The sequence below is a fragment of the Paenibacillus macquariensis genome, from assembly GCF_900156375.1.
GTDB lineage: Bacteria > Bacillota > Bacilli > Paenibacillales > Paenibacillaceae > Paenibacillus_AQ > Paenibacillus_AQ macquariensis.
Genome location: NZ_FTNK01000006.1, coordinates 170807 through 196575 on the forward strand (window position 1 = coordinate 170807; position 25769 = coordinate 196575).

At 41.1% G+C, this 25769-nt stretch carries 22 protein-coding genes; all 22 read right to left on the bottom strand.

The genetic code is table 11. The annotated features are described in order from the left end of the window. Positions 1-65 precede the first annotated feature (65 nt). The 22 genes from BW961_RS13210 to rpsB all read right to left on the bottom strand — a co-directional run bounded on the left by BW961_RS13210 (position 66) and on the right by rpsB (position 25755). Positions 66-1040, bottom strand: a complete 975-nt coding sequence (locus BW961_RS13210) for a polysaccharide deacetylase family protein (RefSeq protein WP_068580311.1) — start codon at positions 1038-1040, stop codon at positions 66-68. Between the two features lie 153 nt (positions 1041-1193). Further along, a complete protein-coding gene (gene pnp / locus BW961_RS13215) occupies positions 1194-3278 on the bottom strand; it encodes a polyribonucleotide nucleotidyltransferase (RefSeq protein ID WP_068580314.1) in 2085 nt (694 codons plus the stop codon). 276 nt (positions 3279-3554) lie between these two features. Next, positions 3555-3824 (bottom strand): 30S ribosomal protein S15, encoded by a 270-nt coding sequence (gene rpsO / locus BW961_RS13220; protein ID WP_068534675.1) that lies wholly within the window; start codon positions 3822-3824, stop codon positions 3555-3557. A 155-nt stretch (positions 3825-3979) separates the two neighbouring features. Beyond that, the gene (locus BW961_RS13225) at positions 3980-4927 is read right to left on the bottom strand and encodes a bifunctional riboflavin kinase/FAD synthetase (protein ID WP_068580316.1); all 948 of its coding nucleotides are present in this window, start codon (positions 4925-4927) and stop codon (positions 3980-3982) included. A 46-nt stretch (positions 4928-4973) separates the two neighbouring features. Next, the gene (gene truB, locus BW961_RS13230) at positions 4974-5891 is read right to left on the bottom strand and encodes a tRNA pseudouridine(55) synthase TruB (RefSeq protein WP_068580318.1); all 918 of its coding nucleotides are present in this window, start codon (positions 5889-5891) and stop codon (positions 4974-4976) included. Further along, a complete protein-coding gene (locus tag BW961_RS13235) occupies positions 5888-6865 on the bottom strand; it encodes a DHH family phosphoesterase (protein WP_068580319.1) in 978 nt (325 codons plus the stop codon). Before BW961_RS13235 ends, truB begins: the two co-directional genes overlap by 4 nt. Before the next feature lie 31 nt (positions 6866-6896). Next, entirely contained in the window at positions 6897-7244 is a 348-nt protein-coding gene (rbfA, locus tag BW961_RS13240) for a 30S ribosome-binding factor RbfA (RefSeq protein WP_068580322.1), read from the bottom strand. A gap of 14 nt (positions 7245-7258) precedes the next feature. Beyond that, complete coding sequence (infB, locus tag BW961_RS13245; RefSeq protein ID WP_068580324.1) at positions 7259-9832, bottom strand: translation initiation factor IF-2; 2574 nt, start codon at positions 9830-9832, stop codon at positions 7259-7261. Then, a complete protein-coding gene (locus BW961_RS13250; RefSeq protein ID WP_068580577.1) occupies positions 9825-10148 on the bottom strand; it encodes a YlxQ family RNA-binding protein in 324 nt (107 codons plus the stop codon). The genes infB and BW961_RS13250 overlap by 8 nt, the downstream gene beginning before the upstream one ends. After that, complete coding sequence (rnpM, locus tag BW961_RS13255) at positions 10141-10449, bottom strand: RNase P modulator RnpM (protein ID WP_068580326.1); 309 nt, start codon at positions 10447-10449, stop codon at positions 10141-10143. Before rnpM ends, BW961_RS13250 begins: the two co-directional genes overlap by 8 nt. A 28-nt stretch (positions 10450-10477) precedes the next feature. Then, positions 10478-11575, bottom strand: a complete 1098-nt coding sequence (nusA, locus tag BW961_RS13260; protein ID WP_068580327.1) for a transcription termination factor NusA — start codon at positions 11573-11575, stop codon at positions 10478-10480. Positions 11576-11611: 36 nt separating this feature from the next. Further along, positions 11612-12079, bottom strand: a complete 468-nt coding sequence (rimP, locus tag BW961_RS13265) for a ribosome maturation factor RimP (protein WP_068580329.1) — start codon at positions 12077-12079, stop codon at positions 11612-11614. Positions 12080-12280: 201 nt separating this feature from the next. Beyond that, positions 12281-16594, bottom strand: a complete 4314-nt coding sequence (locus tag BW961_RS13270) for a PolC-type DNA polymerase III (protein ID WP_068580331.1) — start codon at positions 16592-16594, stop codon at positions 12281-12283. 141 nt (positions 16595-16735) lie between these two features. Beyond that, a complete protein-coding gene (gene proS, locus BW961_RS13275) occupies positions 16736-18184 on the bottom strand; it encodes a proline--tRNA ligase (protein ID WP_068580333.1) in 1449 nt (482 codons plus the stop codon). A gap of 294 nt (positions 18185-18478) precedes the next feature. Then, a complete protein-coding gene (rseP, locus tag BW961_RS13280) occupies positions 18479-19750 on the bottom strand; it encodes an RIP metalloprotease RseP (protein ID WP_068580335.1) in 1272 nt (423 codons plus the stop codon). Positions 19751-19883: 133 nt separating this feature from the next. Continuing rightward, positions 19884-21023, bottom strand: coding sequence for a 1-deoxy-D-xylulose-5-phosphate reductoisomerase (locus tag BW961_RS13285; protein ID WP_068580337.1), 1140 nt, complete (start codon positions 21021-21023; stop codon positions 19884-19886). Between the two features lie 18 nt (positions 21024-21041). After that, positions 21042-21839, bottom strand: a complete 798-nt coding sequence (locus tag BW961_RS13290) for a phosphatidate cytidylyltransferase (protein ID WP_068580339.1) — start codon at positions 21837-21839, stop codon at positions 21042-21044. A 22-nt stretch (positions 21840-21861) separates the two neighbouring features. Beyond that, positions 21862-22629: an undecaprenyl pyrophosphate synthase gene (locus BW961_RS13295; protein WP_068580341.1), complete on the bottom strand. Its 768-nt coding sequence runs from the start codon at positions 22627-22629 to the stop codon at positions 21862-21864. A 99-nt stretch (positions 22630-22728) separates the two neighbouring features. Continuing rightward, positions 22729-23283, bottom strand: a complete 555-nt coding sequence (gene frr, locus BW961_RS13300) for a ribosome recycling factor (RefSeq protein ID WP_068534628.1) — start codon at positions 23281-23283, stop codon at positions 22729-22731. Further along, positions 23283-24011: a UMP kinase gene (gene pyrH, locus BW961_RS13305; RefSeq protein ID WP_068534625.1), complete on the bottom strand. Its 729-nt coding sequence runs from the start codon at positions 24009-24011 to the stop codon at positions 23283-23285. Before pyrH ends, frr begins: the two co-directional genes overlap by 1 nt. Before the next feature lie 166 nt (positions 24012-24177). Then, positions 24178-24828, bottom strand: a complete 651-nt coding sequence (gene tsf / locus BW961_RS13310; RefSeq protein ID WP_068580343.1) for a translation elongation factor Ts — start codon at positions 24826-24828, stop codon at positions 24178-24180. Between the two features lie 228 nt (positions 24829-25056). Next, positions 25057-25755 carry a 30S ribosomal protein S2 gene (gene rpsB / locus BW961_RS13315; protein WP_068534617.1) on the bottom strand — a complete coding sequence of 233 codons (699 nt, stop codon included), beginning with the start codon at positions 25753-25755 and terminating at the stop codon, positions 25057-25059. Between the last annotated feature and the right edge of the window lie 14 nt (positions 25756-25769).

Sequence of the window (25769 nt, forward strand, 5' to 3'; positions counted from 1 at the left end):
CAACATACTTCATTATAAATGCATTCCCTATCCTACCAAATAATTAAGCTTCACTCAACTATTCGCTATAGTATTCGATCTGAAGAAAGCGTTTGGCTTACCGTTCCTATACTCAAACCTTTCGCTTTAATCGCTTGAATCATCCCCTGTAGAGCCTGAGAGGACGATGAGGTTGGGTGCATCAATATGAGATATCCTGGTTCTACTTTCTTAGATATTTTGTTCACAATCGACGCAGGAGAAGGATGTTGCCAATCCACCGTATCTAATGTCCATAATACCGTATGCATACCAAGCCCTTTGGCAATTCGAACTGTATCACTATCGAAATCACCTGAAGGAGGAGCGAACCATTTCTTCTCTTCACCCAATTCATCCTTCAATAGCTTCTGAGTCTTACTTATTTCTTCAACTGCTCTTTCTTCACTTAACTGACTCATATTTGCATGTGAATAGGCATGATTAGATAGTTCATGTCCTCTTTTTTGAATTTCCTTAGCTACTTCTATATTATTCTTCAACCATTTTCCATCAAAAAAGAAAGTTGCCTTAACCTTTTCCTGATCTAACGTATTTAGCATAGGTACAATAAATTCATTCCCCCAAGCCACATTGATCATTAATGACACCATAGGTTTAGCAGGGTTCCCTCGATAAATCGGTTGAACTTCAAGATCACTGAGCCCAACTTTGGGAATCAGTTGGCGATACTTGTATGTAATCGATGTTGTTTTCCCAGCAGCTTTCGCTTGTTTGTAGGTCTCATCTATATCTACTTCTAATCCATTATAACCAGGAATCGCTTTCCATACCCGGTCAACTTTAGCATCCACAGGCTCAATTCTTGTACTTACTGCCTTCGCTTTTATCTCAAGGTATAACGGATCGTCTTCGTTCATAAGATTATTCAATTGAAAGACATCTTGTGAGATACTGCCATTGCGTCCATTCTCTATAAATTGCTTGATGCTGCTCATCTGACTGATTCCGATCACAATCGTAAAACAAGCAAGCAGAATAGCAAACCTTCTCGTATTCATAAAACAATTCATCTCCCTTGTAAGCTTTGTCCCATCATATGAACAGAACAAATGGAATATGAATAGGGAGATATATTTAAAAAAAGAGCCAGAATATGAAGCTTTCTGTCTCTTTTCTATAAGTAATAGCTATGAACCTATTTGTGCCAACGATTAAACGGTCAGTGTCGCTTTACGAGACAAATTGATTCGTCCTTGTTGATCAATTTCGGTTACTTTAACTGTGATCGAGTCACCAATAGCAATGACATCCTCACACTTAGCAACGCGTTCTGTAGACAATTGTGAAATATGCACTAGACCTTCCTTGTTCGGAAGAATTTCCACGAATGCACCAAATTTTTCAATACGTTTCACAGTACCTACGTAGATTTCGCCCACTTCAACTTGGCGGACAATACCTTCAATAATAGCACGTGCTTTTTGATTCATTTCTTCGTTAGTCGAAGCAATGAATACTCGTCCATCTTGTTCAATATCAATTTTAACGCCAGTCTCTTCAATGATCTTGTTGATGATTTTACCACCAGCACCAATAACATCACGAATGCGTTCAGGATTAATATTCAAGGTCATAATCTTCGGAGCATACTGTGATAGACTCGTTCTTGGCTCTGCAATAGCTGCAACCATTTTACCCAAAATGAACAATCGTCCTTCTCTTGCTTGATCCAATGCATCTTGCAAGATTTGACGACTAATTCCATCAATCTTGATATCCATTTGGATAGCTGTAACACCTGTCGCCGTACCTGCAACTTTAAAGTCCATATCTCCAAGATGATCTTCCATACCTTGAATATCAGACAAAATCGATACATGATCTCCGTCTTTAATAAGTCCCATAGCAATACCCGCTACTGGTGCCTTAATAGGAACCCCTGCATCCATCATTGCGAGAATACCAGCACATATACTTGCTTGCGAAGTTGAACCATTGGACTCCAATACTTCGGATACCAATCGGATCGCATAAGGGAACTCAACCTCTGAAGGAAGGACCTTAGACATCGCACGTTCACCAAGAGCACCATGTCCGATTTCGCGGCGGCCTGGAGGACGAAGAGGACGTGCTTCTCCTACGCTGAATGGAGGGAAATTGTAATGATGCATAAAGCGCTTGGATTCCTGTGGATCAATACCATCAAGAATTTGAACATCTCCAAGAGCACCAAGTGTACACACACTAAGCGCTTGTGTTTGTCCACGTGTAAACAATCCTGTTCCATGCGTACGAGGTAAAATATTCGTATCACATTCGATTGCACGAATCTCTTCTAATTTCCGTCCATCTGGACGTACTTTATCATGTGTAATCAAACGTCTAACTTCTTCTTTAACAATATCATGCAGAATTTCTTTGACATCTTTCATAAGTTCCGGTGTCTCTATGTACTTTTGTTCAAAGTAAGTTACCGTTGCTTCATTAATGTTGTCAATGGCATCCTGACGTGCGTGTTTTTCGGAAATTTTAACAGCTTCTTTAAGTTGATCTGCTGCATATTCACGAACTTCAAGGTTAGCGTTATCGTTCACGGCATGTAACTTAACTGCCATTTTTGGTTTACCAGCCATAACTACCAATTCATTAATCGTAGCAACAATCTTCTTGATCTCATCATGACCAAACATGATTGCTTCAAGCATCACTTCTTCAGGCATTTCATTTGCTTCTGCTTCAACCATCATTATTGCATCTGAAGTACCTGCAACAACCAAGTATAGATCGCTTACTTCTTGATCTGCTACGTTAGGATTAATGATAAATTGTCCATCTTTACGACCCACTGCAACTCCACCAATTGGACCACTAAATGGAACATCAGAAATACTTAATGCTGCAGAAGTACCAATCATCGCTGCAATATCAGGTGCGCAATCTTGATCAACACTCATTACGATATTGGCAACTTGAACATCATTACGGAAACCTTCTGGGAACAATGGACGAATTGGACGGTCTGTTAGACGACTAGAAAGAATAGCCTTCTCACTCGGTCTTCCTTCACGTTTAATAAATCCACCTGGGATTTTACCTACCGCATATAGTCTTTCTTCATAGTTCACCGTAAGTGGGAAGAAATCTAAATCCTTCGGTTCATTAGAAGCTGTTACTGTACACAAAACGACCGTTTCTCCATAACGAACCATGACTGCTGCATTCGCTTGTTTCGCAAACCGTCCCGTTTCCAAGATTAATGTTCTTCCGCCTAATTGCATTTCAACACGATTTTCCATGAAATCCCTCCTTTTATTCTATCAGTATTTCCATATTATCGATATTTCATATAACAATACACAAGAAGAAACGGCCACACCTTTCTTCAGCAAAAGTTATGCTTCCGAGTGCTAGCGATACAACGTATCACTTTCAGGTATCCGTTTCTGTGATTAATACAAAGAAAATTATACTGCAATAAGCTTATATTTAAAAGCAACCCGGCTGCCCCGTAGTCACTCCTAAAAGGACATACGGTGAACAACCAGGCTGCATTTAGTAAGATTATTGGAATATTAACGGCGTAATCCTAGTTTCTCGATCAACGCGCTATAACGTCTAACATCCTTATTCTTAAGGTATTTCAACAATCTACGACGTTGACCAACCATTTTCAACAAACCACGACGAGAATGATGATCCTTCTTGTGTGCCTGGAAATGACTAATTAGGTTCGTAATGTTAACCGTAAGAATAGCGATTTGCACTTCTGGTGATCCAGTATCAGTATCATGAATTTTGTGCTCTTCAATCAATTGATTTTTACGTTCTTGAGTTAATGCCATTGCTATTCACCTCCTTCAATTTTTATCTCCATTAGCCTTGTCACCGTTGGTGAGATCGTGCGACCAAGCTAAGGACTATATCATTGTCTCCAATGACGTTATTCAGTATAGCACACCTGTTTGTAAAAAGTAAATGTTCTACCTCTTACTTCGACTTATTCCGAAGCATTTAATAACTCTTCGGCTAACTTCGCATCTACTTGAATCTGAGTAATCAGTTCCTGAATAGACGGAAATTTCCGTTCTTCACGTAAATAATGGACGAGTTCCACTGTCAAATGTTCACCATACAAACTTTCGTTAAAGTGAAACAGATGAGCTTCATAACTAGGTGCAATTATACCTTCATGAAAAGTTGGTTTTACTCCTATATTCATAACTCCCGGAATCCAACCATCATTGTAGAATACACGAATGGCATATACACCTTTGGCTGGAACCACATAACGATCATCCAATTTCAAGTTAGCGGTTGGAAATCCGATCGTACGACCTCGTTTCTCACCCTCAATAACTGTTCCACGCAATTGGTAACAGCGTCCTAACCATTCATTGGCTTGTTGTAAATCTCCAGTCTGAAGTGCTTTACGTATGTTTGAGCTACTCACCTTTTCACCTTCGAGTGGAAAAGGTGAAATAATCTCAATATCCATTATTCCCAAACCCATTTCACGAAGCGTCTCAACATCGCCTGCCCCCTGATATCCATAACGGAAGTCAAAACCAACAACAACCGTATCGATATTCAGTGGTAGAAGTACGCCTGTGAAAAAATCTTGTGGACTTACACGAGAAAAAACTTCATCAAACTGAGCAACATACATTGTATCTACGCCCATGCCAGCAAGCAACTCCTGCTTGTTCGCAAGCGGCGTTAAATATCCTTCATAGTCACCTTTCCCCATAACCTCTTTAGGATGTGGGTTGAAGGTCACTACAGCTGATGGAATTCCTTTACGTTTCGCCAAAGAGACGGCGGATGCGATCACACTTGTGTGCCCCTGATGGATTCCATCGAACTGCCCTATAGCAATGACTTGAGAGGATGCCTGCTCATGTAGCATTTCGGATGAAAGGGGGTAAGATAATATGACAGTCTTCACAACTTTCTCACCTGCAATTCCGTTAGATGACCTGCAAATCCGATTATTATTCCTGTAAAAAAACTTTCACTGGAGCAATAGCCCCTGTATCTTCTTGTCTTTGAAATATGCCTAAGAATCTTCCTTTAACATCATATAAACGGATGGGTCCATCCCCGTTCACTTCAGGTATCACTGATTTATATGAAAGTCTTTGGCCTTGGATCGCTGCTGACGTTTTCTCCTCAGAGACCGTATGTACGGGTAATTGAGGAATGGCTTGATCCACAGGAATCAAGTGTGAACCAAGCGTACCTTCATCCATGTACCGCTGAATATCATCAAAAGTTAAACAATGTTCTGCATCGATCCCTGCTGACTTCGAACGCGTAAGCTTAACCATGACCGATGGCAGTCCGAGTGCTCGTCCAATGTCTACACAAAGTGTTCGTATATATGTTCCTTTAGAGCATAACACGCGAAAAGAGAGCTCAGGATAAGGACCATCCCATGAAGTATCGGTCATTTCGATCTCATAGATAGTGACCTCACGACTCTTACGTTCAACTGTCTTACCTTCTCGTGCCAACTCATATAACCTTTTGCCATCCACTTTCACAGCAGAGTACATAGGAGGAACTTGAGATATAACACCTTGAAAAGAATTCAGAACCTGCATTACATCTTCCTTAGTAACGGAGACAGAATCAACTTGTTCAATAACTTGACCCGTTAAATCTTCTGTATCTGTAGCTATGCCAAGACGCAGCGTAGCGTAGTACTCTTTGGGAAGCTCTTGCATATATTCAACCACTCGGGTAGCACGGCCCAGACATAATGGCAGTACACCAGTGACTTCAGGATCTAATGTTCCTGTGTGCCCGATACGCTTCATTTTCAGAATACGTCGAACTTTTGCTACGACATCATGTGATGTAAAACCTGCTGGTTTATAAACAGCAAGTATACCCTCTAGATCGCTCATAATAATTGTCTCACCCGCTCAATGACTTGTGGAATAATCGTATCTAACGTTCCTTCTATCTTACAGCCTGCCGCTCTCACGTGACCTCCACCACCGAAGATTTGCGCAAATGCCGCAACGTCTACGTTTCCTGAGGAACGCAAGCTTACTTTTACAGCGTTGTCGCTAATGACCTTAAATAGAATTCCAACTTCAACCCCACGAATATTACGTGGATAGTTCACAATACCTTCTAAGTCTTCATTCGTAGCTCCACATTCCACCATATGTTCAGGCGTAACATGCACCCAACTAATCAGACCATCAGCAGACATTTCAAGTGTACTAAGTGCCTTAATCAGCACTTTCATTTGAGAAGGAGTCATTTCTTCTAATAAGTTCTCAGCCAATAACGGCCCGTTAACACCATAAGAAAGTAATTCAGAAGCAATACCCATGACTTTGGGAGAAGTATTCGAATAACGAAATCCACCTGTATCTGTAAGTATACCTGTATAAATGGCTGTAGCAGACTCTTGCGTCCACTCTACCGGAAAAAGTCCAATTAAATCATATAAAATTTCTGCTGTAGCAGCTGCATCTGTTTTTATGAGATTCACATGTCCATAACCATCATTGGTTGGATGATGATCCACATTTAGAATGAGGGCATCCTCAGCAAAATACTGATTCGTTAGGCCCACCCGACCAAAATCGGCACAATCCACACAGATGACATTCTGAAACTTACGTGTAGGAGGATTAATCTCCATATTAAGGATCGTATCTGCCAGCGTGAGAAACTGCATACGTTGTGGAATGGGGCCTTCATTCAAGAGTGTGAATTTCTTCCCTAAACGTGAGAGAAGCCAGCCCACAGCTACCGTGGAACTGACTGCATCTCCGTCTGGTTGAACATGCGACACTACAAGAAAATCATCATGCTTGAGCAAATATTGCTTTGCTTCTTCAATCGATTGTTCATAGGTCTGCATCGTTCGTCTCCTTTAAAAACATCATTCACGATCATTGATTTTTATCAATTTCGCTTAGCAATTTTTCAATGTGACTCCCGTATGCGATAGACTCATCTATCTTAAAGATAAGCTCCGGTGTATGCCGAAAACGAATCCTTTTTCCAAGCTCTGAACGAAGAAAACCGTTAGCTTTATCAAGTGCAATAAGCGTATTTTTCTTTTGTTCTTCGTCGCCAAGTACACTGAGATACACTTTTGCTTGCGCAAAATCATTCGGAACTTCGACCCCTGTTACAGTTACGAAGCCTATCCGAGGGTCCTTCAGTTCTCTTTGAATGAGAACACTCAGTTCCTTCTTGATCTGTTCTGAAACACGTCCTGTGCGAACTTTAGCCATGTGTAATCACCTCTCTACTTGCGTTCCACTGTTTCCATGATGAACGCTTCAATAACGTCGCCTTCTTTGACGTCATTATAGCTTGCCAAAGTAATCCCACATTCATAACCTTGAGCAACTTCTTTTGCATCATCTTTAAATCTCTTCAACGAATCAATCTTGCCTTCGTGAATAACAATGCTGTTACGAATTAAGCGAAGTTCCGCATTTCTCGTAATTTTCCCTGAAGTAACCATACATCCGGAAACGGTACCCACTTTGGTGATTGTGAATACACTACGTACTTCTGCGTGCCCAATAATAGTTTCTTTATAAATTGGGTCAAGCATACCCTTCATGGCTTGCTCAATCTCTTCAATAACATTGTAGATGACGCGATGCAGACGAATGTCTACTTTCTCTTGGGATGCAGTAAGAGCAGCTTGATTATCTGGACGAACGTTATATCCAATTACAATTGCACTAGAAGCAGCTGCAAGGATAATATCGGATTCCGTAATCGCACCCGCACCACTGTGAAGTATCTTAACGCGAACGCCTTCCACTTCAATTTTCTCAAGAGAGCTCTTAAGAGCTTCGACTGTTCCCTGAACATCACCTTTGATGATTACGTTAAGTCCTTTAATTTCACCATCTTTAATGTGCTGGAATAGATCATCCAACGTCACACGAACGTTACTACCCATATCAGACTGACGCTGAGTAATGGAACGCTTATCTGCGATGGAACGAGCTTTACGCTCATCTTCAAACACCATAAACGGATCTCCCGCTTGTGGAACTTCCGTCAACCCTGTAATTTCAACAGGTGTAGATGGTCCAGCTTCCTTTAAACGACGACCTTTATCATTCACCATCGCACGAATACGACCGAAGCAGTTACCCGCTACGAAAGCATCCCCTACGCGAAGGGTACCATGTTGTACTAATACGCGTGCCACTGGACCGCGTCCTTTGTCTAGCTCGGCTTCAAGGACTGTCGCACGTGCACGTTTATCAGGATTAGCTTTATATTCATTCATTTCTGCCACGAGCAGAATCATTTCAAGCAAATCTTCAAGACCAGTACGCTGCTTCGCAGATACGTTAACGAAGATAGTATCCCCGCCCCATTCTTCTGGAACTAGACCGTATTCAGTCAACTCCTGCTTCACTTTATCAGGATCAGCACCTGGTTTGTCAATTTTGTTAACTGCTACGATAATAGGCAGTTCAGCTGCTTTAGCATGGCTAATCGCTTCTACTGTCTGTGGCATAACACCGTCATCTGCAGCAACAACAATGATTGTAATATCAGTCACTTGAGCTCCACGTGCACGCATTGCAGTAAATGCTTCGTGACCTGGTGTATCAAGGAAGGTGATTTTCTTATTGTTAATCTCAACTTGATAAGCACCAATATGCTGAGTAATACCGCCTGCTTCTCCACTTGTTACATTCGAAGAACGGATAGCATCAAGCAATGTAGTCTTACCATGGTCAACGTGTCCCATAATTGTTACTACAGGAGGACGAGATTTCAAATCTGATTCTTCATCTACTTCTTCCATTGTTTCAAAGCGATCATCTTCCACTGCAATCTTCACTTCAACTTCTACACCGAACTCAGCGGCAAGAAGAAGAACAGTTTCAACATCCAGTTCCTGATTGATGGTTGCCATAACACCCATCGTGATCAACTTTTTAATAACTTCCGAAGCATCTTTGTGAAGCAATTTAGCAGATTCGCCAACTGTCGTTACACCACGAACAATAATTTTCTTCGGTGTGTTGTCAATTTTCTCGCGAGCTTGGTAATTAGCTTTACCTCTGCCGTTCTTACCACCACGATTATTTCTGTAGTTGCCACCCTTATTATCATCGAAACGTCTAGATCCATTGTTATTGGGTCTATTCTTGTTAGCGCCTCTGTTATCGCCTTGTGCAGCACCTTCCGTACGTGATGCATCACGAGTTGGAGCTCCTGCGCCACGGTTTGGTGTCTGTGGACGAGCAGCCGGGCTACTTGGACGAGTTGATGGAGTACTTGAACGTTGTCCTCCACCTTGCGAAGGGCTACTTGAACGGTTCGCAGTGCTTGATCCCTGTTGACCACTTGGTCTTTGTCCACCTTGGGATGAAGCAGGTCTTGGTGTTCCATTATTACTGTTTTGGGGTCTTGGAGTACCCGTGCTGCTTTGCGGCCTGGACGTTACTGTACCTGTACCATTATTATTCGGATTATTATTCATACCTACCTGCTTTTCCTGTTGTTTTTTGGTCTCACTTTGCACCGGAACGGTACTGTTCTCTTGATGAGAAACAGACGCTTCGTTCGGCTTTACCACAACGGCATCCTTCTTGACAGATGACGTTGCTGCCATTGCATGGTTATCTCCGCTGTCTCTTTTAGCGGCTGCATTGGACTTAATATTCTCGAAAAATTTCTCCACTTTAGTGACAGCGTCGTTCTCCATCACACTCATATGGTTATTAACGGGTAGATCCAAACGCTTCAAAATCGTAATAATTTCTTTACTACTCATGTTTAGCGATTTAGCATACTCATATACGCGAAACTTTTCCTTATTACTTTCTTGTTTAGTCAATATACTCCACCTCCGACATTGTCTCCATTGATTCAGAGATCATTTTCGCGAATCCTTGATCCGTAATTGCCAGCACAACACGATGTGGTTTCCCAATACTTGTGCCCAGACTTTCCCGGTCATATCCGATCACCAGAGGGATTTTGTACGTTCCGCATTTATCACGAAACTTTTTTTGTGTATTTGGTGATGCATCGCTAGCTAGAATAACCAACTTAGCTTCTGAAGAACGAATAGTTTTGAGCACGACTTCGTCACCTGTTACTATTTTTCCTGCACGCATCGCAAGTCCCAGACGAGAAAGCGTCTTATTCATCATTGGAATTCTCCTTCATCACTAGAAATTCATCTTCAGCAGCTACAAAATCATCTGCCAATTGTTCATAAATTTCTGGCTTCACGTGATGTTTCAAAGCACGATCCAATGACTTATTTTTTTGTGCCAATTTAAAACAGGACACCTTACCGCACAAATATGCTCCGCGGCCAGATTTCTTTCCTGATAGATCAATTAGCACCTCATCGTCTGGCGTCTTCACGATACGAATCAGTTGTTTCTTCGGCATCATTTCTTGGCATGCCACACATTTACGCAATGGTACTTTTCTAGATTTCATAGTGTACCCTCCGTCCTAATTTAGGAAATTAATCGACGGAGACAGAATCTTGAGGCATCTCATCAGAGAATGTTTTCGTTCTACCGAATTCCTGTTCCGCTTGAGTCTCACTTTTGATATCAATTTTCCATCCAGTCAACTTAGCTGCAAGCCTAGCATTCTGTCCTTTAATACCGATTGCAAGAGACAATTGATAGTCAGGCACAACAACCCGCGCCATCTTCTCATTCTCAAATACTTCGACTTCTAGAACTTTAGAAGGGCTAAGCGCATTAGCAACATATTCTTCAACTTTATCGGAATACCGTACAATATCAATTTTCTCTCCACGAAGTTCATTCACAATAGTCTGTACACGAACACCCTTAGGTCCAACGCAAGAACCTACTGGATCCACCTCATCGTTACGTGAAAAAACTGCAATTTTTGATCTGAAACCCGCTTCACGTGCAACGGAACGAATCTCAACAACACCGTCAAAAATTTCAGGAACTTCCAATTCAAAAAGACGTTTGAGTAAACCAGGATGAGTTCTTGATAACATAATTTGCGGACCTTTAGTCGTATTTTCTACTTTTGTGATATAGGCCTTAGTCCGCTCGCCATGTTTAAACTTCTCGTTTGGCATAAGCTCATTCAAAGGAAGCAATGCTTCAACTTTACCTAAGTCAATGTAGACATTACGGGGATCCTGACGTTGAACCGTTCCGGTTACAATATCTTCCTCTTTGTCAACATAAGCGTTATAGATCAATCCACGCTCTGCTTCACGAATACGTTGTGTAACAACTTGTTTCGCTGTTTGTGCAGCAATACGACCGAAATCACGTGGAGTAACTTCAATCTCTGCAATATCCTCCATTTGGAAATGAGGGTTTATTTCGCGTGCTGCGGGAAGTGAAATCTCCATCCGAGGATCTAACACTTCTTCAACAATTAGCTTACGGGCATAAACTTTAATGACCCCCGTGTTGCGGTTCATGTCTACTCTAACATTCTGGGCCGTATTAAAATTACGTTTGTAGCTTGAGATTAACGCCGCTTCAATCGCTTCAAATAATATTTCTTTACTGATCCCTTTTTCTCGTTCCAATTCATTCATTGCTTCAATAAAATCCATACTCATTGGAATTCAGTTCCCCCCTTTCTTCATCCTTGTTCCTTAAAAAATGATAGTTAATCTAGCGCTTGCTACCTTGGCATACGGAATACTGTACTGCTTCTGCTTCTTACCAACTACAATGACAAGTATATCGTCCTCAAACGAAAGAAGCCGGCCTTCAAATTCTTTGAGACCGTCCAGTGCTTCGTATACAGTAACAAACACATCTTTACCAACAGACTTAGTAATGTCGGCACTTTTCTTTAATGGTCGCTCCGCACCAGGAGACGATACTTCCAGGAAGTAAACATCAGTAATCGGATCATTAAGATCCAGCTGCTGGCTTATATATTCACTAATTACGCCGCAGTCATCAATATCAATACCGCCTTCTTTGTCGACATAAATACGTAGAAACAAATTACTTCCTTCTTTTACGTATTCCACATCAACTAGTTCGAAGTTATGCTCATCCATATAAGGTTGGACCATTTCTTCTACGATACTTTTTATCTTAGGTGTGCTCAAAGACTATAACCTCCAAGACTTTCATTATCCTATATACCAAAGAGTAAAGAGTGGGTTGCCCCACTCTTTACACAACGGTTTTATCTCCATGATTACTACAGAAAATTATAACATAGTCTGGCAACACTGACAAGTATCTGTCCTTGACTCCCTTTTGAACTAACAAGGGAAAGCCCTTGTCTACCAAGTGTTTAGCCCCTATTAAAACAAAGACAATTGGTTACTTTCAGGCAACCCACGGAAGCATCCCATCTGTGTGAGTACCTCAACAATGGTTTTACTTGCCTTAGATTTTTGTTGGAAATCTTCGATCGATAAGTACTCCCCATTCTCACGTGCTGCTGCAATATTGCGAGCAGCATTATCTCCAATCCCCTGCATCGCAGAGAATGGCGGAATAAGTGAATCTGCATCTATCGTAAACTTCGTCGCATCGGAACGGTAAAGATCAATCGTCTTAAAACTGAAGCCACGCGCTGTCATCTCCAAGGCCATTTCAAGAATAGCTAACATGCCCTTCTCCTTAGTCGTTGCTTGGAAACCTTTCTGTTCAATTTCCACAATCTGACGACCAATAGCTTCATACCCTTGGCAGCAAAGTTCAATATCAAAGTCCTCAGCTCGAACGGTAAAGTATGTCGCGTAATAAGCAATAGGATAATACAATTTGAAATAGGCCGTACGCACTGCAGAGATAACATATGCAGCAGCATGTGCCTTTGGAAACATGTATTGGATTTTGAGGCAAGAATCAATGTACCAAGCAGGTACTTTGCATTTCTTCATCTCATCAATCCATTCAGAGTTAAGACCTTTCCCTTTACGAACGCTCTCCGTAATCGTAAAAGCCAAACCTGCATCCATACCCGCTTTATAAATCAGATAGAGCATGATATCATCACGACAACCGATTACCGTCTTAATATTACATGTCCCATTCTTGATTAAATCTTGTGCATTCCCTAGCCATACGCCAGTTCCATGAGACAATCCCGAAATCTGTAATAAATCGGCAAAGGATGTCGGTAATGACTCAATTAACATTTGACGAACAAATTTAGTTCCCATTTCAGGTACACCGTAAGTAGCCACTGGGGTTCTTATCTGTTGCGGTGTAACCCCTAGTGCTTCTGTAGAGTTAAACAAACTCATTACTTTGGGATCATTCATAGGTATCGTTGTTGGATCAACACCCGTTAAATCTTGTAACATGCGCATCATCGTTGGGTCATCGTGACCTAGTATATCAAGTTTGAGTAAGTTATTCTCAAATGCATGATAATCAAAGTGAGTCGTCTTCCATTCAGCACCTTGATCATCTGCTGGATACTGAATCGGTGTGATATCTTCAACATCCATGTAATCCGGTACAACCACGATACCACCTGGATGCTGCCCCGTACCTCTTTTAACGCCTGTAAAACCAGCAGCAAGACGACTTACCTCAGCGCCTCGCCATTGCTTCTGATGTTCTTCTTCATACTTTTTCGTGTAACCAAAAGCTGTTTTCTCTGCAATGGTACCAATCGTACCTGCGCGGAACACACACTTCTCTCCAAAAATTTCTTTCGTATAGTTATGAGCAATCGGTTGGTATTCCCCTGAGAAGTTAAGGTCGATATCGGGTACTTTATCCCCTTTAAATCCTAGAAAGGTCTCAAACGGAATATCCTGCCCCTCACCAGTCAACCTGCCCCCACATTGTGGACAAGTTTTCTCCGGAAGGTCAAACCCACTCGGAATGCTACCATCAAGGAACCATTCATTATATTTACACTCAGTATTCTTACAAACGTAATGAGCTGGTAACGGGTTAACTTCAGATATTCCTAAAAAGGTTGCAACGACGGATGACCCAACAGATCCACGAGAACCAACCAAATAACCATCTCTATTGGATTTCTTTACTAGACGTTCAGATATTAAATAGTTGGCTGAGAATCCGTATTTGATAATCGGCTCTAATTCTTTCTCAAGTCGTTTTATCACAACATCAGGTAAATCTTCTCCATATAATCCCTTTGCTGTATCATAACAGGTGTTCCGAATCTCTTCATCAGCACCTTCTATAATAGGAGTATAGAGCTTTGCTGGAAAAAGAGGATAGTCTTCAAAACGATCGGCCAGTTCAATGGTATTCGTCACGACAACTTCATTCGCTTTTTCTTTTCCTAAGAAATCGAATTCCTCAAGCATTTCTTCTGTCGTACGAAAATGTGCATCTGGTTTCTGCATATCCTTCAAAGGACTAAAGCCTGTAATACCATTAATAGCAATATCGCGGAATAGTTTCTCCCGAGGCTCGAGATAATGTACATTCCCTGTTGCAATGACCGGCTTGCTTAATTTCTCACCTATTTCACAAATTCGCTTCACAGCCGTCTTTAATTCAAGTGGGCTAGCAACTAGACCCTTATCAACTAAATGCATATACATCGTCAAGGGCTGAATCTCTAGAATATCGTAGAACTGTGCAATATCCTCAGCCTCTTCCACGGACTTATTTAAGACCGCTTCGAAGAATTCACCTTTCTCACAACCTGAGATCACAAGCAATCCTTCACGCATTTCCTCAAGCTTGGATTTCGGTATGCAAGGCACTCGCTTAAAATATTCCGTATTAGATAAGGAAATTAACTTAAATAAGTTCTTTTTACCTATCAAATTCAAAGCATATATTCCACAATGAAATGGGCGGGTGTTAGATAAGTCTTTTCCTACATAGTCATTAAGACGGTCTAACATCGTTATGCCCTTCATTTTCAGTACATCACTAAGAAGACCACTTAATATACCTGCCAATGCGATCGTATCGTCAATCGCCCGGTGATGGCTCTCCAATAATACTTTATACTTGGCAGCCATCGTATTCAGCCTATGATTCTTCATACCTGGATAAAGTAAGCGGGACAATTCAAGAGTATCCAACACTGGGTTTTGCATTAATGGTAGTCCATATTCCTTCAGAGATGCTTGAATAAAACCAACATCAAATCTTGCATTATGAGCTACTAGAATGCCATCTTCAGCGAATTTAACGAACTCATGTAATACAGGTTCTAGATCTGGAGCATCTTTTACCATTTCATCTGTGATATTCGTTAACTGCTGAATGTGATATGGAATTTTCTCATGTGGGTTAACAAAAGTGGCATAGCGGTCGATTTCCTTACCATCTTTTATTTTCACCGCAGCAAGTTCTGTAATATTACTAGCTGTAACGGAAAGACCTGTAGTCTCGATATCAAATACAATATAAGTTGCACTGCTGAGATCGATCGGTTGTGGCTGTAAGACGACAGGAATAGAATCATTCACAACATTGGCTTCGACACCATAAAGCATCTTTAATCCATTCTTCTTCGCTGATTTGGCTGCTTCAGGGTAACTTTGAACACCACCATGGTCGGTAATGGCAATCGCCGTATGCCCCCATCTAGCTGCCGTCTTAATATATTTATCGATAGGTGTGATGGCATCCATCGTACTCATCGTAGTATGCAAGTGGAATTCTACCCGCTTCACAGGCGCGTTATCTTTACGCTCAGCAGGTGCTTGTACTTCATTTAAATCCGTTGGCATCATAACCAATTCAGGTATGGTCATGAAACGATCGTATTCTACCCGTCCCCGTACTTTTATCCATTTGCCATTTTCCAATTTGTTTAACACTTTGACATCATCTTTTGTTTTGGCAAACATCTTCAATTGCATGGAATCACCGAAATCAGTCACGTTAAACATAAACAAGGTCATACCATTTCGTAACTCTTTGCTATCCAGGCCAAATACAGCTCCCTGAATCGTAACCTTTTTCTCTTCATCCTGAATCTCTTGAATAGGTATAGGCTGTTCCTTGATATCATATCCCATATGAAGGCGAACATCTCCAGCATCCTCATCGAAATTACTCTCAGCCTCAATGCTACTCATCATATTTTGAACAACTTCGCGCTCTTCTAGAATCTTCTTTTGTTCAAATTCCTCAATGGCTTCTTTGCCACTATCTCCAACACCCAATTTAACATGAAGGGGAAGAGCAAAGTAGTGAGCGAAAAAGCGTGTAATAGCTTGATCAACTTGTTTCTTCTTAGCTAGTTCCATTGAAGTCGCGTCCGTCAATTTCAAGAGTAACTTCTCACCCTCAATTTCATAGGACGCTCTGGCCATCCATCCATTTACTGAAGGAATTTCCCTCTGTACCCACTCTTTAAACAAACTCCAATAAGCATTCACAATATCTTCAGCTAATACAGCCTCCGTATATTTAAAAACAAATGAAATCTTAGCTATATGTTGCATCTTCTCTTGAATTCTGAGACAAAATGAACGATACACTTCGCCAGGAACAACCGTATCCTTAACGATACTAATGGCCCATTCTTGGCTACTACGGCTAATCTCAACCTTATCAATATATCCATCCAAAAAATGAGGATCGATTAGAGCAGGTGGAACTGCGCCTTGTTTCATCAGAAGCTCAAACCTTACTCTTTTCTCTTCCACAGTGCTCATCCTATCTTCCCCCTTGACCACTAGCGTTAACTATTAAAAAGCGAAGAGCTTCTGTGTACAAAAATGCTCTCGATCTCTTACCCACCGACTCATTTCTGCCAGAAGCTCTTCCACTTAACTTTCTTAGAAATCTATCAACTCTTAGTACGCTCTAGCAAATACAACTGTATGTTTGGAAGCCTCTCCACATACGATACAAGTTTCTTTCGTTTCAGATGGTTCCAATGGGATATTACGACTCGTAGCTCCGGTCTCTTCCTTCACCTTACGCTCACATTCCACTGTACCGCACCATCCAGCTAATGTGAAGCCACGAGATTCTTCCATTCTCATCTTCATTTCTTCAAGGTTGTCCACCGAGTAGAAATGATCACTCATAAATTGCTTCGCTCGGTCTAACATTTCCTGATGAACTTGTTCAAGCATTACCTTCACTTCTTCGACCAGATTATCCTGTTGAACAATCTTCTTCTCACCAGTGATACGAGACACTAGCACACAGACACCATTCTCCATGTCACGAGGACCAATCTCCAATCGAACTGGGACACCGCGCATTTCATATTCATTGAACTTCCAGCCTGGAGATACATCACTACGGTCATCAACCTTAACTCGTACTCCTGCTTTTTTCAGTTCTACAAACAATTCGTCTGTACGTCCTACCACTGCTTCACGAGTCTTAGGCGGTCCAATAGGAACCATGATAACTTGAGTTGGAGCCACTTTCGGAGGTAGAGCAAGTCCACGATCATCACCATGAACCATGATTAACGATCCAATCAATCTAGTGGTTGTTCCCCATGAAGTCGTGTGTACATATTCTTGCGTATTCTCACGATTTAAATATTGTATTTCAAATGCTTCCGCAAACTTCGTTCCTAGATAATGAGACGTACCGGCTTGTACAGCCTTTCCATCTTTCATCATCGCTTCAATAGAGAACGTATCCACTGCCCCAGCAAACCGTTCCGAAGGCGTTTTCTGTCCAGTAATAACTGGGATCGCGAGATATTCCTCCAAGAAAGATCGATAAAGTTCTAACATTTTCATCGTTTCTTCACGCGCTTCTGCTTCAGTCTCATGAGCCGTATGACCTTCTTGCCATAAAAACTCAGTTGTTCTAATGAATGGCAATGTCCGCTTTTCCCAACGAACGACGTTTGCCCATTGATTGATCAATACTGGTAAGTCACGGTACGATTTAATCCATTTAGAGTACATATGACCAAACATGGTTTCAGATGTTGGACGAATAGCTAAACGTTCTTCTAGCTTCTCACCCGCAGCTTCAGTTACCCATGGCAGCTCAGGATTAAATCCTTCGATATGATCCTTTTCCTTTTGGAAAAAACTTTCTGGAATTAAGAGCGGGAAATAAGCATTACGATGTCCTGTTTCCTTAAAGCGACGATCCATTTCCGCCTGAATGTGTTCCCAAATTTCATATCCATCGGGACGGAATACGATACAACCCCGAACCGGTGAATAATCCATTAACTCAGCTTTTTTAATTACATCTATATACCAACGGGAGAAGTCTTCTCCTTGTGGTGTAATCTCCGTCACGAACTGCTTATCTTTTGACATAAGGATGAATTTCCTCCTAAAAGTTTTTCTGAGATACTTCATGCTATACTTCGGAAAAACTTGCTTCGAAAGCATAGACTAAAGTTTTTGAGCGTAACTTCTCTCGAATCTTCGAGAAAAAATTTACTCATGCATAACTTAGCGCAGGGGACGGAATTGTCCTGAAGAAGCGTTAGCGCTCGCCTTTGCCTTTGGATTTCTACCGCTATCAGCGGTATATAATCAGGAAATCCAAGGGTAACAGCGATCGTAAGGGCAATCCGTTACCGTAGCTGTATATGCTGGGATTCTACATTATCCATTAATCAATCTTAATATATCATTATAGGTAACAGCGATCATAAGTAAGAACAACAGCGCAAACCCAACAAAATGAACCATTCCTTCGCGATTCGGATCAATTGGTTTACCACGTATCCATTCGACTCCAAGGAATACGAGTCGGCTACCATCAAGCGCCGGTATTGGGAACAGGTTGAAAATCCCCAAGTAAAGACTTAATATAGCAGCCCAATATGTCAATTGCTCAATACCTTGCTTAGCAATCTGACCCGTTACCTCAAAGGTACGCACAGGTCCTCCAAGATCATCCATCGAGAACTGATTAATTAATTGACTGAACCCCTTAAAGATCATTTCAGTGGTACTTACCATCGTCTTACCAGAGTTTACAATGGTCTCACCAAAAGTAGCTTTACGAGAAGGAAGTTCCGGCGTAATACCGACTTTACCACCTTCTTGTCCTTCCATCTTTTGTGGCGTAAGAGTAACTTTAAAAGTTTCATCACCGCGGCGAATCGTCCATTCCATAGGTTTCCCTTGTGATTCTGCTGTTAATGAAATCATTTTCTGATAATCAGCGCCAATCATCGTACCGTTGATGGAATCAACAATATCCCCTTTTTTCAAATTAGCCTCAGAAGCTGGCATACCTTCTGATACATTACCAATTTGGACATACGTTGGGTTTTCCAAAGGAATGCCGGCCATCTGGATATGTATCGCGAACAATACAAATGCAAGAATAAAGTTCATCACAGGTCCAGCAAAGATAGACAATGCTCGTTGACCTACGGTCTTGCTACCAAATTGACGATTTTTAGGAGCAATCTGTGTCTCTTTGCCCTTGCTAACCATCATCGCTTGTGGATGAACACGATATTGTTGAACATCCTCATCCACATTTAGTCTTAGTGATAGAGCTACATCCAGGTCAATGGATTCCACTTCACCACGAATCACATTCTTCCGGTTATCTAGCTGATCCAAATAGATCTTCTTCACTTCGTCGTTCACGATGCGAACAGCAATCGTCTGTCCTACCTGAATTTCCACAATCTCTGGATCTTCACCAGCCATACGTGCATATCCACCAAAAGGAAGTAAGCGAAGTGTAAACTGTGTTTCATGACGTTTATAAGAGAACAGTTTCGGACCGAAACCGATAGCAAATTCTCGAACCAATATGCCAGCACGTTTGGCGAAATAGTAATGACCCCATTCATGTACCGTCACAATTACAAAAAACATTAATACTGTCAGAAAAACGACTTGAACCATTTCCAAGTAACTCATCCCCCTCTATAGTCTAAGATCGAAGTATGTCCTTATAGATTATCATTATTCTCCGACCCAACACAAGAGAATCACTTTTGAAGCAATTTTTTTCAAAAAGAGAGAATGGTACATTCTATTAAAGTTACAATCTTAGTGCCAACTCACGCGAACGTCGATCGCACTCTTCAATAGAACCTAAATCAGGAATGGAAATATTATCATGCTGTTCAAGTACTTTTTCAATAATCTCTTCAATATGAAGAAATGATATTTCCTTTTGTAAAAAACGTGCAACAGCAATCTCATTCGCAGCGTTAAAGGCTGTTGTTGCTGTACCACCCATTCTGCCACACTCAAATGCAAGTCGTAACAAAGGGAACCTCACATAATCCATCTCTTTAAAATGAAGACTACCTACTTCAGCAAGAGACAAACGACGCGTAGGCGATATCCATCGTTCTGGATAAGTTAAAGCATATTGAATAGGAACTCTCATATCTGGATTTCCTAGTTGGGCAATAATGCTGCTATCACAGAATTCCACAAATGAATGAATGATACTCTCAGGGTGAAGAAGTACATTTATTTGATCATAAGGTAAGTTGAAAAGCCAATGTGCCTCAATTACTTCGAGTCCCTTATTAACCATTGTCGCAGAATCTATTGTAATCTTCGACCCCATGGACCAGTTAGGATGTTTTAACGCATCTTCAACTGTAACATCCTTTAGTTCTTCACGTGATAAACCACGAAATGAACCTCCCGACGCTGTTATCGTAATCCCAGCAACATCTGATCTACGTTCACCATTCATACATTGGAAAATGGCAGAGTGTTCGCTATCGATTGGGAATAACTTCACTCCCTTTTCATGCGCAAGTGAAGTCACTAAGTGACCAGCAGTTACCAAGGTTTCCTTGTTAGCCAGTCCAATATGCTTACCTGCTTCAATTGCTGCTAATGTAGACTGCAACCCTACGCTACCCATCACTGCAGTAACGACCATTTCAGCCTCTGTACCTGCTGCAACTTCTACTAATCCTGCATCTCCGTAATATACTTGTGTAGTAGAAGGAATATGAGGCTTAATTTGTTCCGCTAATTCTTTCGTAGCAATGGAAACTTTCTTCGGTTTAAACTCATGTACCTGACGGATCAGCAATTCTGCGTTTGTCCCAGCTGCAAGGCCTTCGACTTGAAATTGATCTCTATGTGTGGACACAACGTCCAATGTCTGAGTCCCAATAGATCCCGTAGAACCTAAAATACTGATTTTTTTCATAATGCACCTTCTCTCGTGTTAGTAAGGCAATAGCATCACGATATGTACAAACGGGAAAACAATAATCCAACTATCACAACGATCTAATATCCCGCCATGACCTGGTAATAACTTACCTGAATCTTTAATATTATACACTCGTTTGTATGCGGATTGAATCAGATCGCCAAGTTGCCCTACGACAGCACATGCAAGCCCAATGAGGCAAGCTCTTCCCAATCCGAGCAAATCACCCGAAGAAAGAGCAAATATGACAGCAGTAACGATAGCAATCACAACTCCACCAAAGGCTCCCTCAACAGTCTTGTTGGGGCTGATGGCTGGCCAGAGCTTATGACGCCCCCATTGTTTACCAACAAAATAGGCGCCTGCATCACTCGCCCAGATCGATGAAAGCAACAGAAAAGTCCAGAATAACCCGTTACCGTCAGGAGCATGACGAGACTCTGCGATGTAGTAAAATCCAACTCCAATATACAATATACCCAATAATAGCAATGATACCTGTTTAATACTGATCCGATTTTTGGTTAATACCGTCATCATCATCAACAAAAAGAGGAGAAGCCATATCATTTCCCCATTTGGAGTATACGCTATATTCAAAATTTTCCAAGGAAACATAATCATGAACACACAAATAAATCCAAGTGCGGCTATCCCGCTGAAAGGGCGCACTTTAATCATTTTCACAAATTCATAATAACCTATCAGAGACATGGCAAGTACAAGTAGATGAAATGACATGCCACCAATCACACAAAATCCTAGAAAAATAGCTCCAGCAATAATCCCGGTAATAAGTCGTTGTTTCAACGATTTTCATCCTCTACTTGAGTTATGACAGTCCACCGTATCGTCTTGTTCTACGCTGATATTCAGCGACAGCATCATGCAAATGATCCTTATTAAACTCAGGCCAGTAAACATCGGTGAACCATAATTCACTATATGCCAACTGCCATAGCATAAAGTTGCTAATTCTCATCTCACCGCTTGTACGGATCAACAGGTCTGGATCAGGAATGCCATGAGTTTTTAAATACTTTTCAAGCAATTCAGCATTGATATCCTCTGCTTTTAATCTACCTGCTTCAATCTCATGTCCAAGCAATGTCATCCCATCCGTTATTTCTTTACGGCCACCATAGTTCAGCGCAAAATTGAGTACAAGCCCATCATTACCCGCCGTACGTTTCACAGCATTTTCCATCGCTTTCAACGTATGATTAGGTAGTTTTTCTTTATCACCCATCATACGGATCTGTACGTTTCGTTCTATTAGTTCATCCAACTCAATTGCGAGAAATTCTTGGGGAAGTCGCATAAGGAAATCAACTTCATCTTTAGGACGTTTCCAGTTCTCAGTTGAGAAAGCGTACATCGTTAAATATTTAATACCAAGCTCATCTGCAGCAATTGTTGCACGCTTAACAGCCTTCATTCCGTTATGATGCCCTACAATTCGAGGTAACCCGAGGCGTTTCGCCCAACGTCCGTTTCCATCCATGATAATTGCAACGTGTTCAGGAATATTATCCGTAGTAATGTCCAACGGCTTCGGACTGTCTTTATGCATCCACCATGATCGAATTCGTTTGATCATTCCATTTCCTCCAAGCCACTTTCTGCAAGTTGAAACTGATACTTTCTTATATTTTAAAAAGAGACAAACCCCACCATAATAGGAGGGGCCATAAGTCTCTTATACGTCCATGATCTCTTTTTCTTTCACCAAGAGAACCTTGTCGACTTCGGCGCTATATTTATCCGTCATCTTTTGAATATCTTCTTGATGTTTGTGGGATTCATCTTCAGTAATATCTGTTTTTTCCAACTTCTTAATGTCGTCATTCGCATCACGGCGAATATTACGGATAGCAATTTTTGCTTCTTCACCGAACTTTTTAGTTGTTTTAACCAATTCAACTCTACGTTCTTCAGTAAGAGCAGGGATTGTCAAACGAATCATAGTCCCATCATTGGAAGGTGTAATTCCAATGTCCGACTTAGAAATCGCTCTTTCAATTTCTTGTAACGAAGATTTGTCCCAAGGTTGAATCATCAACGTACGAGAATCCGGCGTGTTAATGTTAGCTAATTGACTAAGTGGTGTCGGTGCTCCGTAATACTCGACTTGAATTCGATCAAGAAGAGCAGGTGCTGCACGACCCGCACGTAGTGAGGCAAGATCACGTTTCAATGCAAGAATCGCCTTTTCCATACGTTCTTCAGCACTTTTTCTAATCGCTTGTGGCATTAGTCTACACTCCCTTTAACAATCGTTCCAATTTTCTCACCTAATACAACACGTTTAATGTTTCCTAGCTCCGTGATTGCAAATACGATGAGTGGGATATTATTATCCATACACAAGGATGATGCAGTAGAGTCCATCACACCTAAATTTTTATTAAGAACTTCCATGTAAGTCAACTGTTCATATTTCTCAGCTGTTTCGTCTTTAAATGGATCTGCAGAATACACACCATCCACTTTGTTCTTCGCCATCAAGATCACTTCAGCTTCAATCTCTGCAGCTCGCAAAGCAGCTGTTGTGTCAGTGGAGAAGTACGGATTACCTGTTCCAGCAGCAAAGATAACGACGCGACCTTTTTCAAGATGGCGTATAGCTCTACGACGGATATAAGGTTCAGCGATCTGTTGCATCGCAATAGATGTCTGAACTCTTGTAGGAACATCAATTTGTTCTAATGCATCCTGTAATGCGAGCGAGTTCATTACTGTTGCCAGCATTCCCATATAATCGGCTGTCGCACGATCAAACCCATTAGCGCTACCTGCGATTCCACGCCAAATGTTACCGCCACCACATACGATAGCTACTTCAACACCAAGTTCCACAACTTCTTTAACTTGTACTGCGATCGATGCGATAGTATCAGCATCAATACCATATCCAGTCTGTCCGGAGAGAGATTCACCGCTGACTTTTAAGACCACTCTTTTAAATACTGGCTGTTCCAATGTAATACCTCCACTTTGCGAAGGCGCCAATAAGTCCGCGCCAGTTTTTGTACATATCCAAGATACAAGAAGCCCAAATACTTCTTATATGTTAAAAAAGAAGGAACACATTGTGTTCCACTCTTCTTTATGTCTATTATTATAACACTTTTTTTGTGTATGATTATTAATGTTTAACTTGTGCCATTACTTCATCTACGAAGTTATCTTCTTTTTTCTCTAAGCCTTCACCAAGTTCAAAACGAACAAAGCGACGAATAGAAATGTTTTCACCAATTTTGCTGATTTTCTCATTCAACATCATTGAAATCGTTTTGTCAGGATCTTTAATGAAGGATTGCTCCATCAAGCAGATTTCCTCATAGAACTTACTGATACGACCTTCAACCATTTTTGCAATGATTTTCTCAGGTTTACCTTCATTTAATGCTTGTGATTTCAAAACTTCCATTTCTCTGTCAACTTCTTCTTGTGGCACTTCTTCACGACGAACATAAAGTGGATTAGCCGCTGCAATTTGCATCGCAATATCACGAGCAAAAGACTTGAATTCTTCAGTTTTACCAACGAAGTCAGTTTCACTGTTAATTTCTACAAGCACACCAATTTTTCCGCCAGCGTGGATGTATGATTCAACAGTACCTTCTGTAGCAGCACGTCCTGCTTTATTAGCAGCAGCTGACAAACCTTTTTCACGAAGAAAATCGATTGCTTTTTCTACATCACCATTTGTTTCATCAAGCGCTTTCTTACAATCCAACATTCCTGCTCCAGTTCTTTCACGAAGCTCTTTCACTGCACTAGCGTTAACTGCCATTTAATATTCCCTCCAAAAATGATATAGTATTTCCATTTAATTCATTGATTCAAGTAGAAATGATTGTCTCAGCGGAGCCGATATCTAACTTACGTGATAAACATTACGAAAGTATGGGTGACACCTATACTTTCGTAATATTTTAAAAAAAGGGCAGTGAGAGGTTATCCACCTGCCAACCACCCTTTTCATTTTAATTCATTTATTTATGAATTACCCAATGCTATATTAGGCTGTTGGTTCTTCAACTTGTTGAGCTTCAACAATGGCATCAGCCATTTTACCAGTCAATAGTTTAACAGCACGAATTGCATCGTCATTACCAGGAATAACATAGTCAATTTCGTCTGGATCACAGTTAGTATCAACAATACCTACGATTGGAATACCCAATTTGCGAGCTTCTGCTACCGCGATACGTTCTTTGCGAGGATCAATGATGAACAAGGCACTTGGTAGGCCCTTCATGTTCTTGATTCCGCCTAGGAATTTCTCAAGACGATCTTTCTCTTTGCGAAGAAGGATAACTTCTTTTTTAGGTAGTACAGCGAATGTACCGTCTTCTTCCCATTTTTCAAGCTCTTTCAAGCGGAAAATACGTTTTTGAATTGTTTCGAAGTTAGTTAGAGTTCCGCCCAACCAACGTTGATTGATGTAGAACATTCCACAACGTTCAGCTTCTTCTTTCACGGAATCTTGTGCTTGTTTCTTTGTTCCTACGAATAGGATAGTTCCGTTTTCTTCAGAAACACTTTTCACGAAGTTATAAGCTTCTTCTACCTTTTTAACTGTTTTTTGCAAGTCAATAATGTAGATACCGTTTCTTTCAGTAAAAATATAACGATCCATCTTTGGATTCCAGCGGCGAGTTTGGTGACCGAAATGTACGCCTGCTTCCAAAAGTTGCTTCATGGATATTACTCCCATTTTAAGCGCCTCCT

What these genes read in the sequence shown, in the direction of transcription:
- BW961_RS13235 (WP_068580319.1), bottom strand. Translation starts at nt 6,865, where the DNA reads ATGCAGACCTATGAACAATCGATTGAAGAAGCAAAGCAATATTTGCTC.
- truB (WP_068580318.1), bottom strand. Translation starts at nt 5,891, where the DNA reads ATGAGCGATCTAGAGGGTATACTTGCTGTTTATAAACCAGCAGGTTTT.
- BW961_RS13285 (WP_068580337.1), bottom strand. Translation starts at nt 21,023, where the DNA reads ATGAAAAAAATCAGTATTTTAGGTTCTACGGGATCTATTGGGACTCAG.
- proS (WP_068580333.1), bottom strand. Translation starts at nt 18,184, where the DNA reads ATGTCAAAAGATAAGCAGTTCGTGACGGAGATTACACCACAAGGAGAA.
- BW961_RS13210 (WP_068580311.1), bottom strand. Translation starts at nt 1,040, where the DNA reads ATGAATACGAGAAGGTTTGCTATTCTGCTTGCTTGTTTTACGATTGTG.
- rbfA (WP_068580322.1), bottom strand. Translation starts at nt 7,244, where the DNA reads ATGGCTAAAGTTCGCACAGGACGTGTTTCAGAACAGATCAAGAAGGAA.
- rnpM (WP_068580326.1), bottom strand. Translation starts at nt 10,449, where the DNA reads ATGAAATCTAGAAAAGTACCATTGCGTAAATGTGTGGCATGCCAAGAA.
- nusA (WP_068580327.1), bottom strand. Translation starts at nt 11,575, where the DNA reads ATGAGTATGGATTTTATTGAAGCAATGAATGAATTGGAACGAGAAAAA.
- rpsB (WP_068534617.1), bottom strand. Translation starts at nt 25,755, where the DNA reads ATGGGAGTAATATCCATGAAGCAACTTTTGGAAGCAGGCGTACATTTC.
- BW961_RS13295 (WP_068580341.1), bottom strand. Translation starts at nt 22,629, where the DNA reads ATGATCAAACGAATTCGATCATGGTGGATGCATAAAGACAGTCCGAAG.
- tsf (WP_068580343.1), bottom strand. Translation starts at nt 24,828, where the DNA reads ATGGCAGTTAACGCTAGTGCAGTGAAAGAGCTTCGTGAAAGAACTGGA.
- BW961_RS13250 (WP_068580577.1), bottom strand. Translation starts at nt 10,148, where the DNA reads ATGAATAAGACGCTTTCTCGTCTGGGACTTGCGATGCGTGCAGGAAAA.
- pnp (WP_068580314.1), bottom strand. Translation starts at nt 3,278, where the DNA reads ATGGAAAATCGTGTTGAAATGCAATTAGGCGGAAGAACATTAATCTTG.
- rpsO (WP_068534675.1), bottom strand. Translation starts at nt 3,824, where the DNA reads ATGGCATTAACTCAAGAACGTAAAAATCAATTGATTGAAGAGCACAAA.
- BW961_RS13270 (WP_068580331.1), bottom strand. Translation starts at nt 16,594, where the DNA reads ATGAGCACTGTGGAAGAGAAAAGAGTAAGGTTTGAGCTTCTGATGAAA.
- frr (WP_068534628.1), bottom strand. Translation starts at nt 23,283, where the DNA reads ATGCCACAAGCGATTAGAAAAAGTGCTGAAGAACGTATGGAAAAGGCG.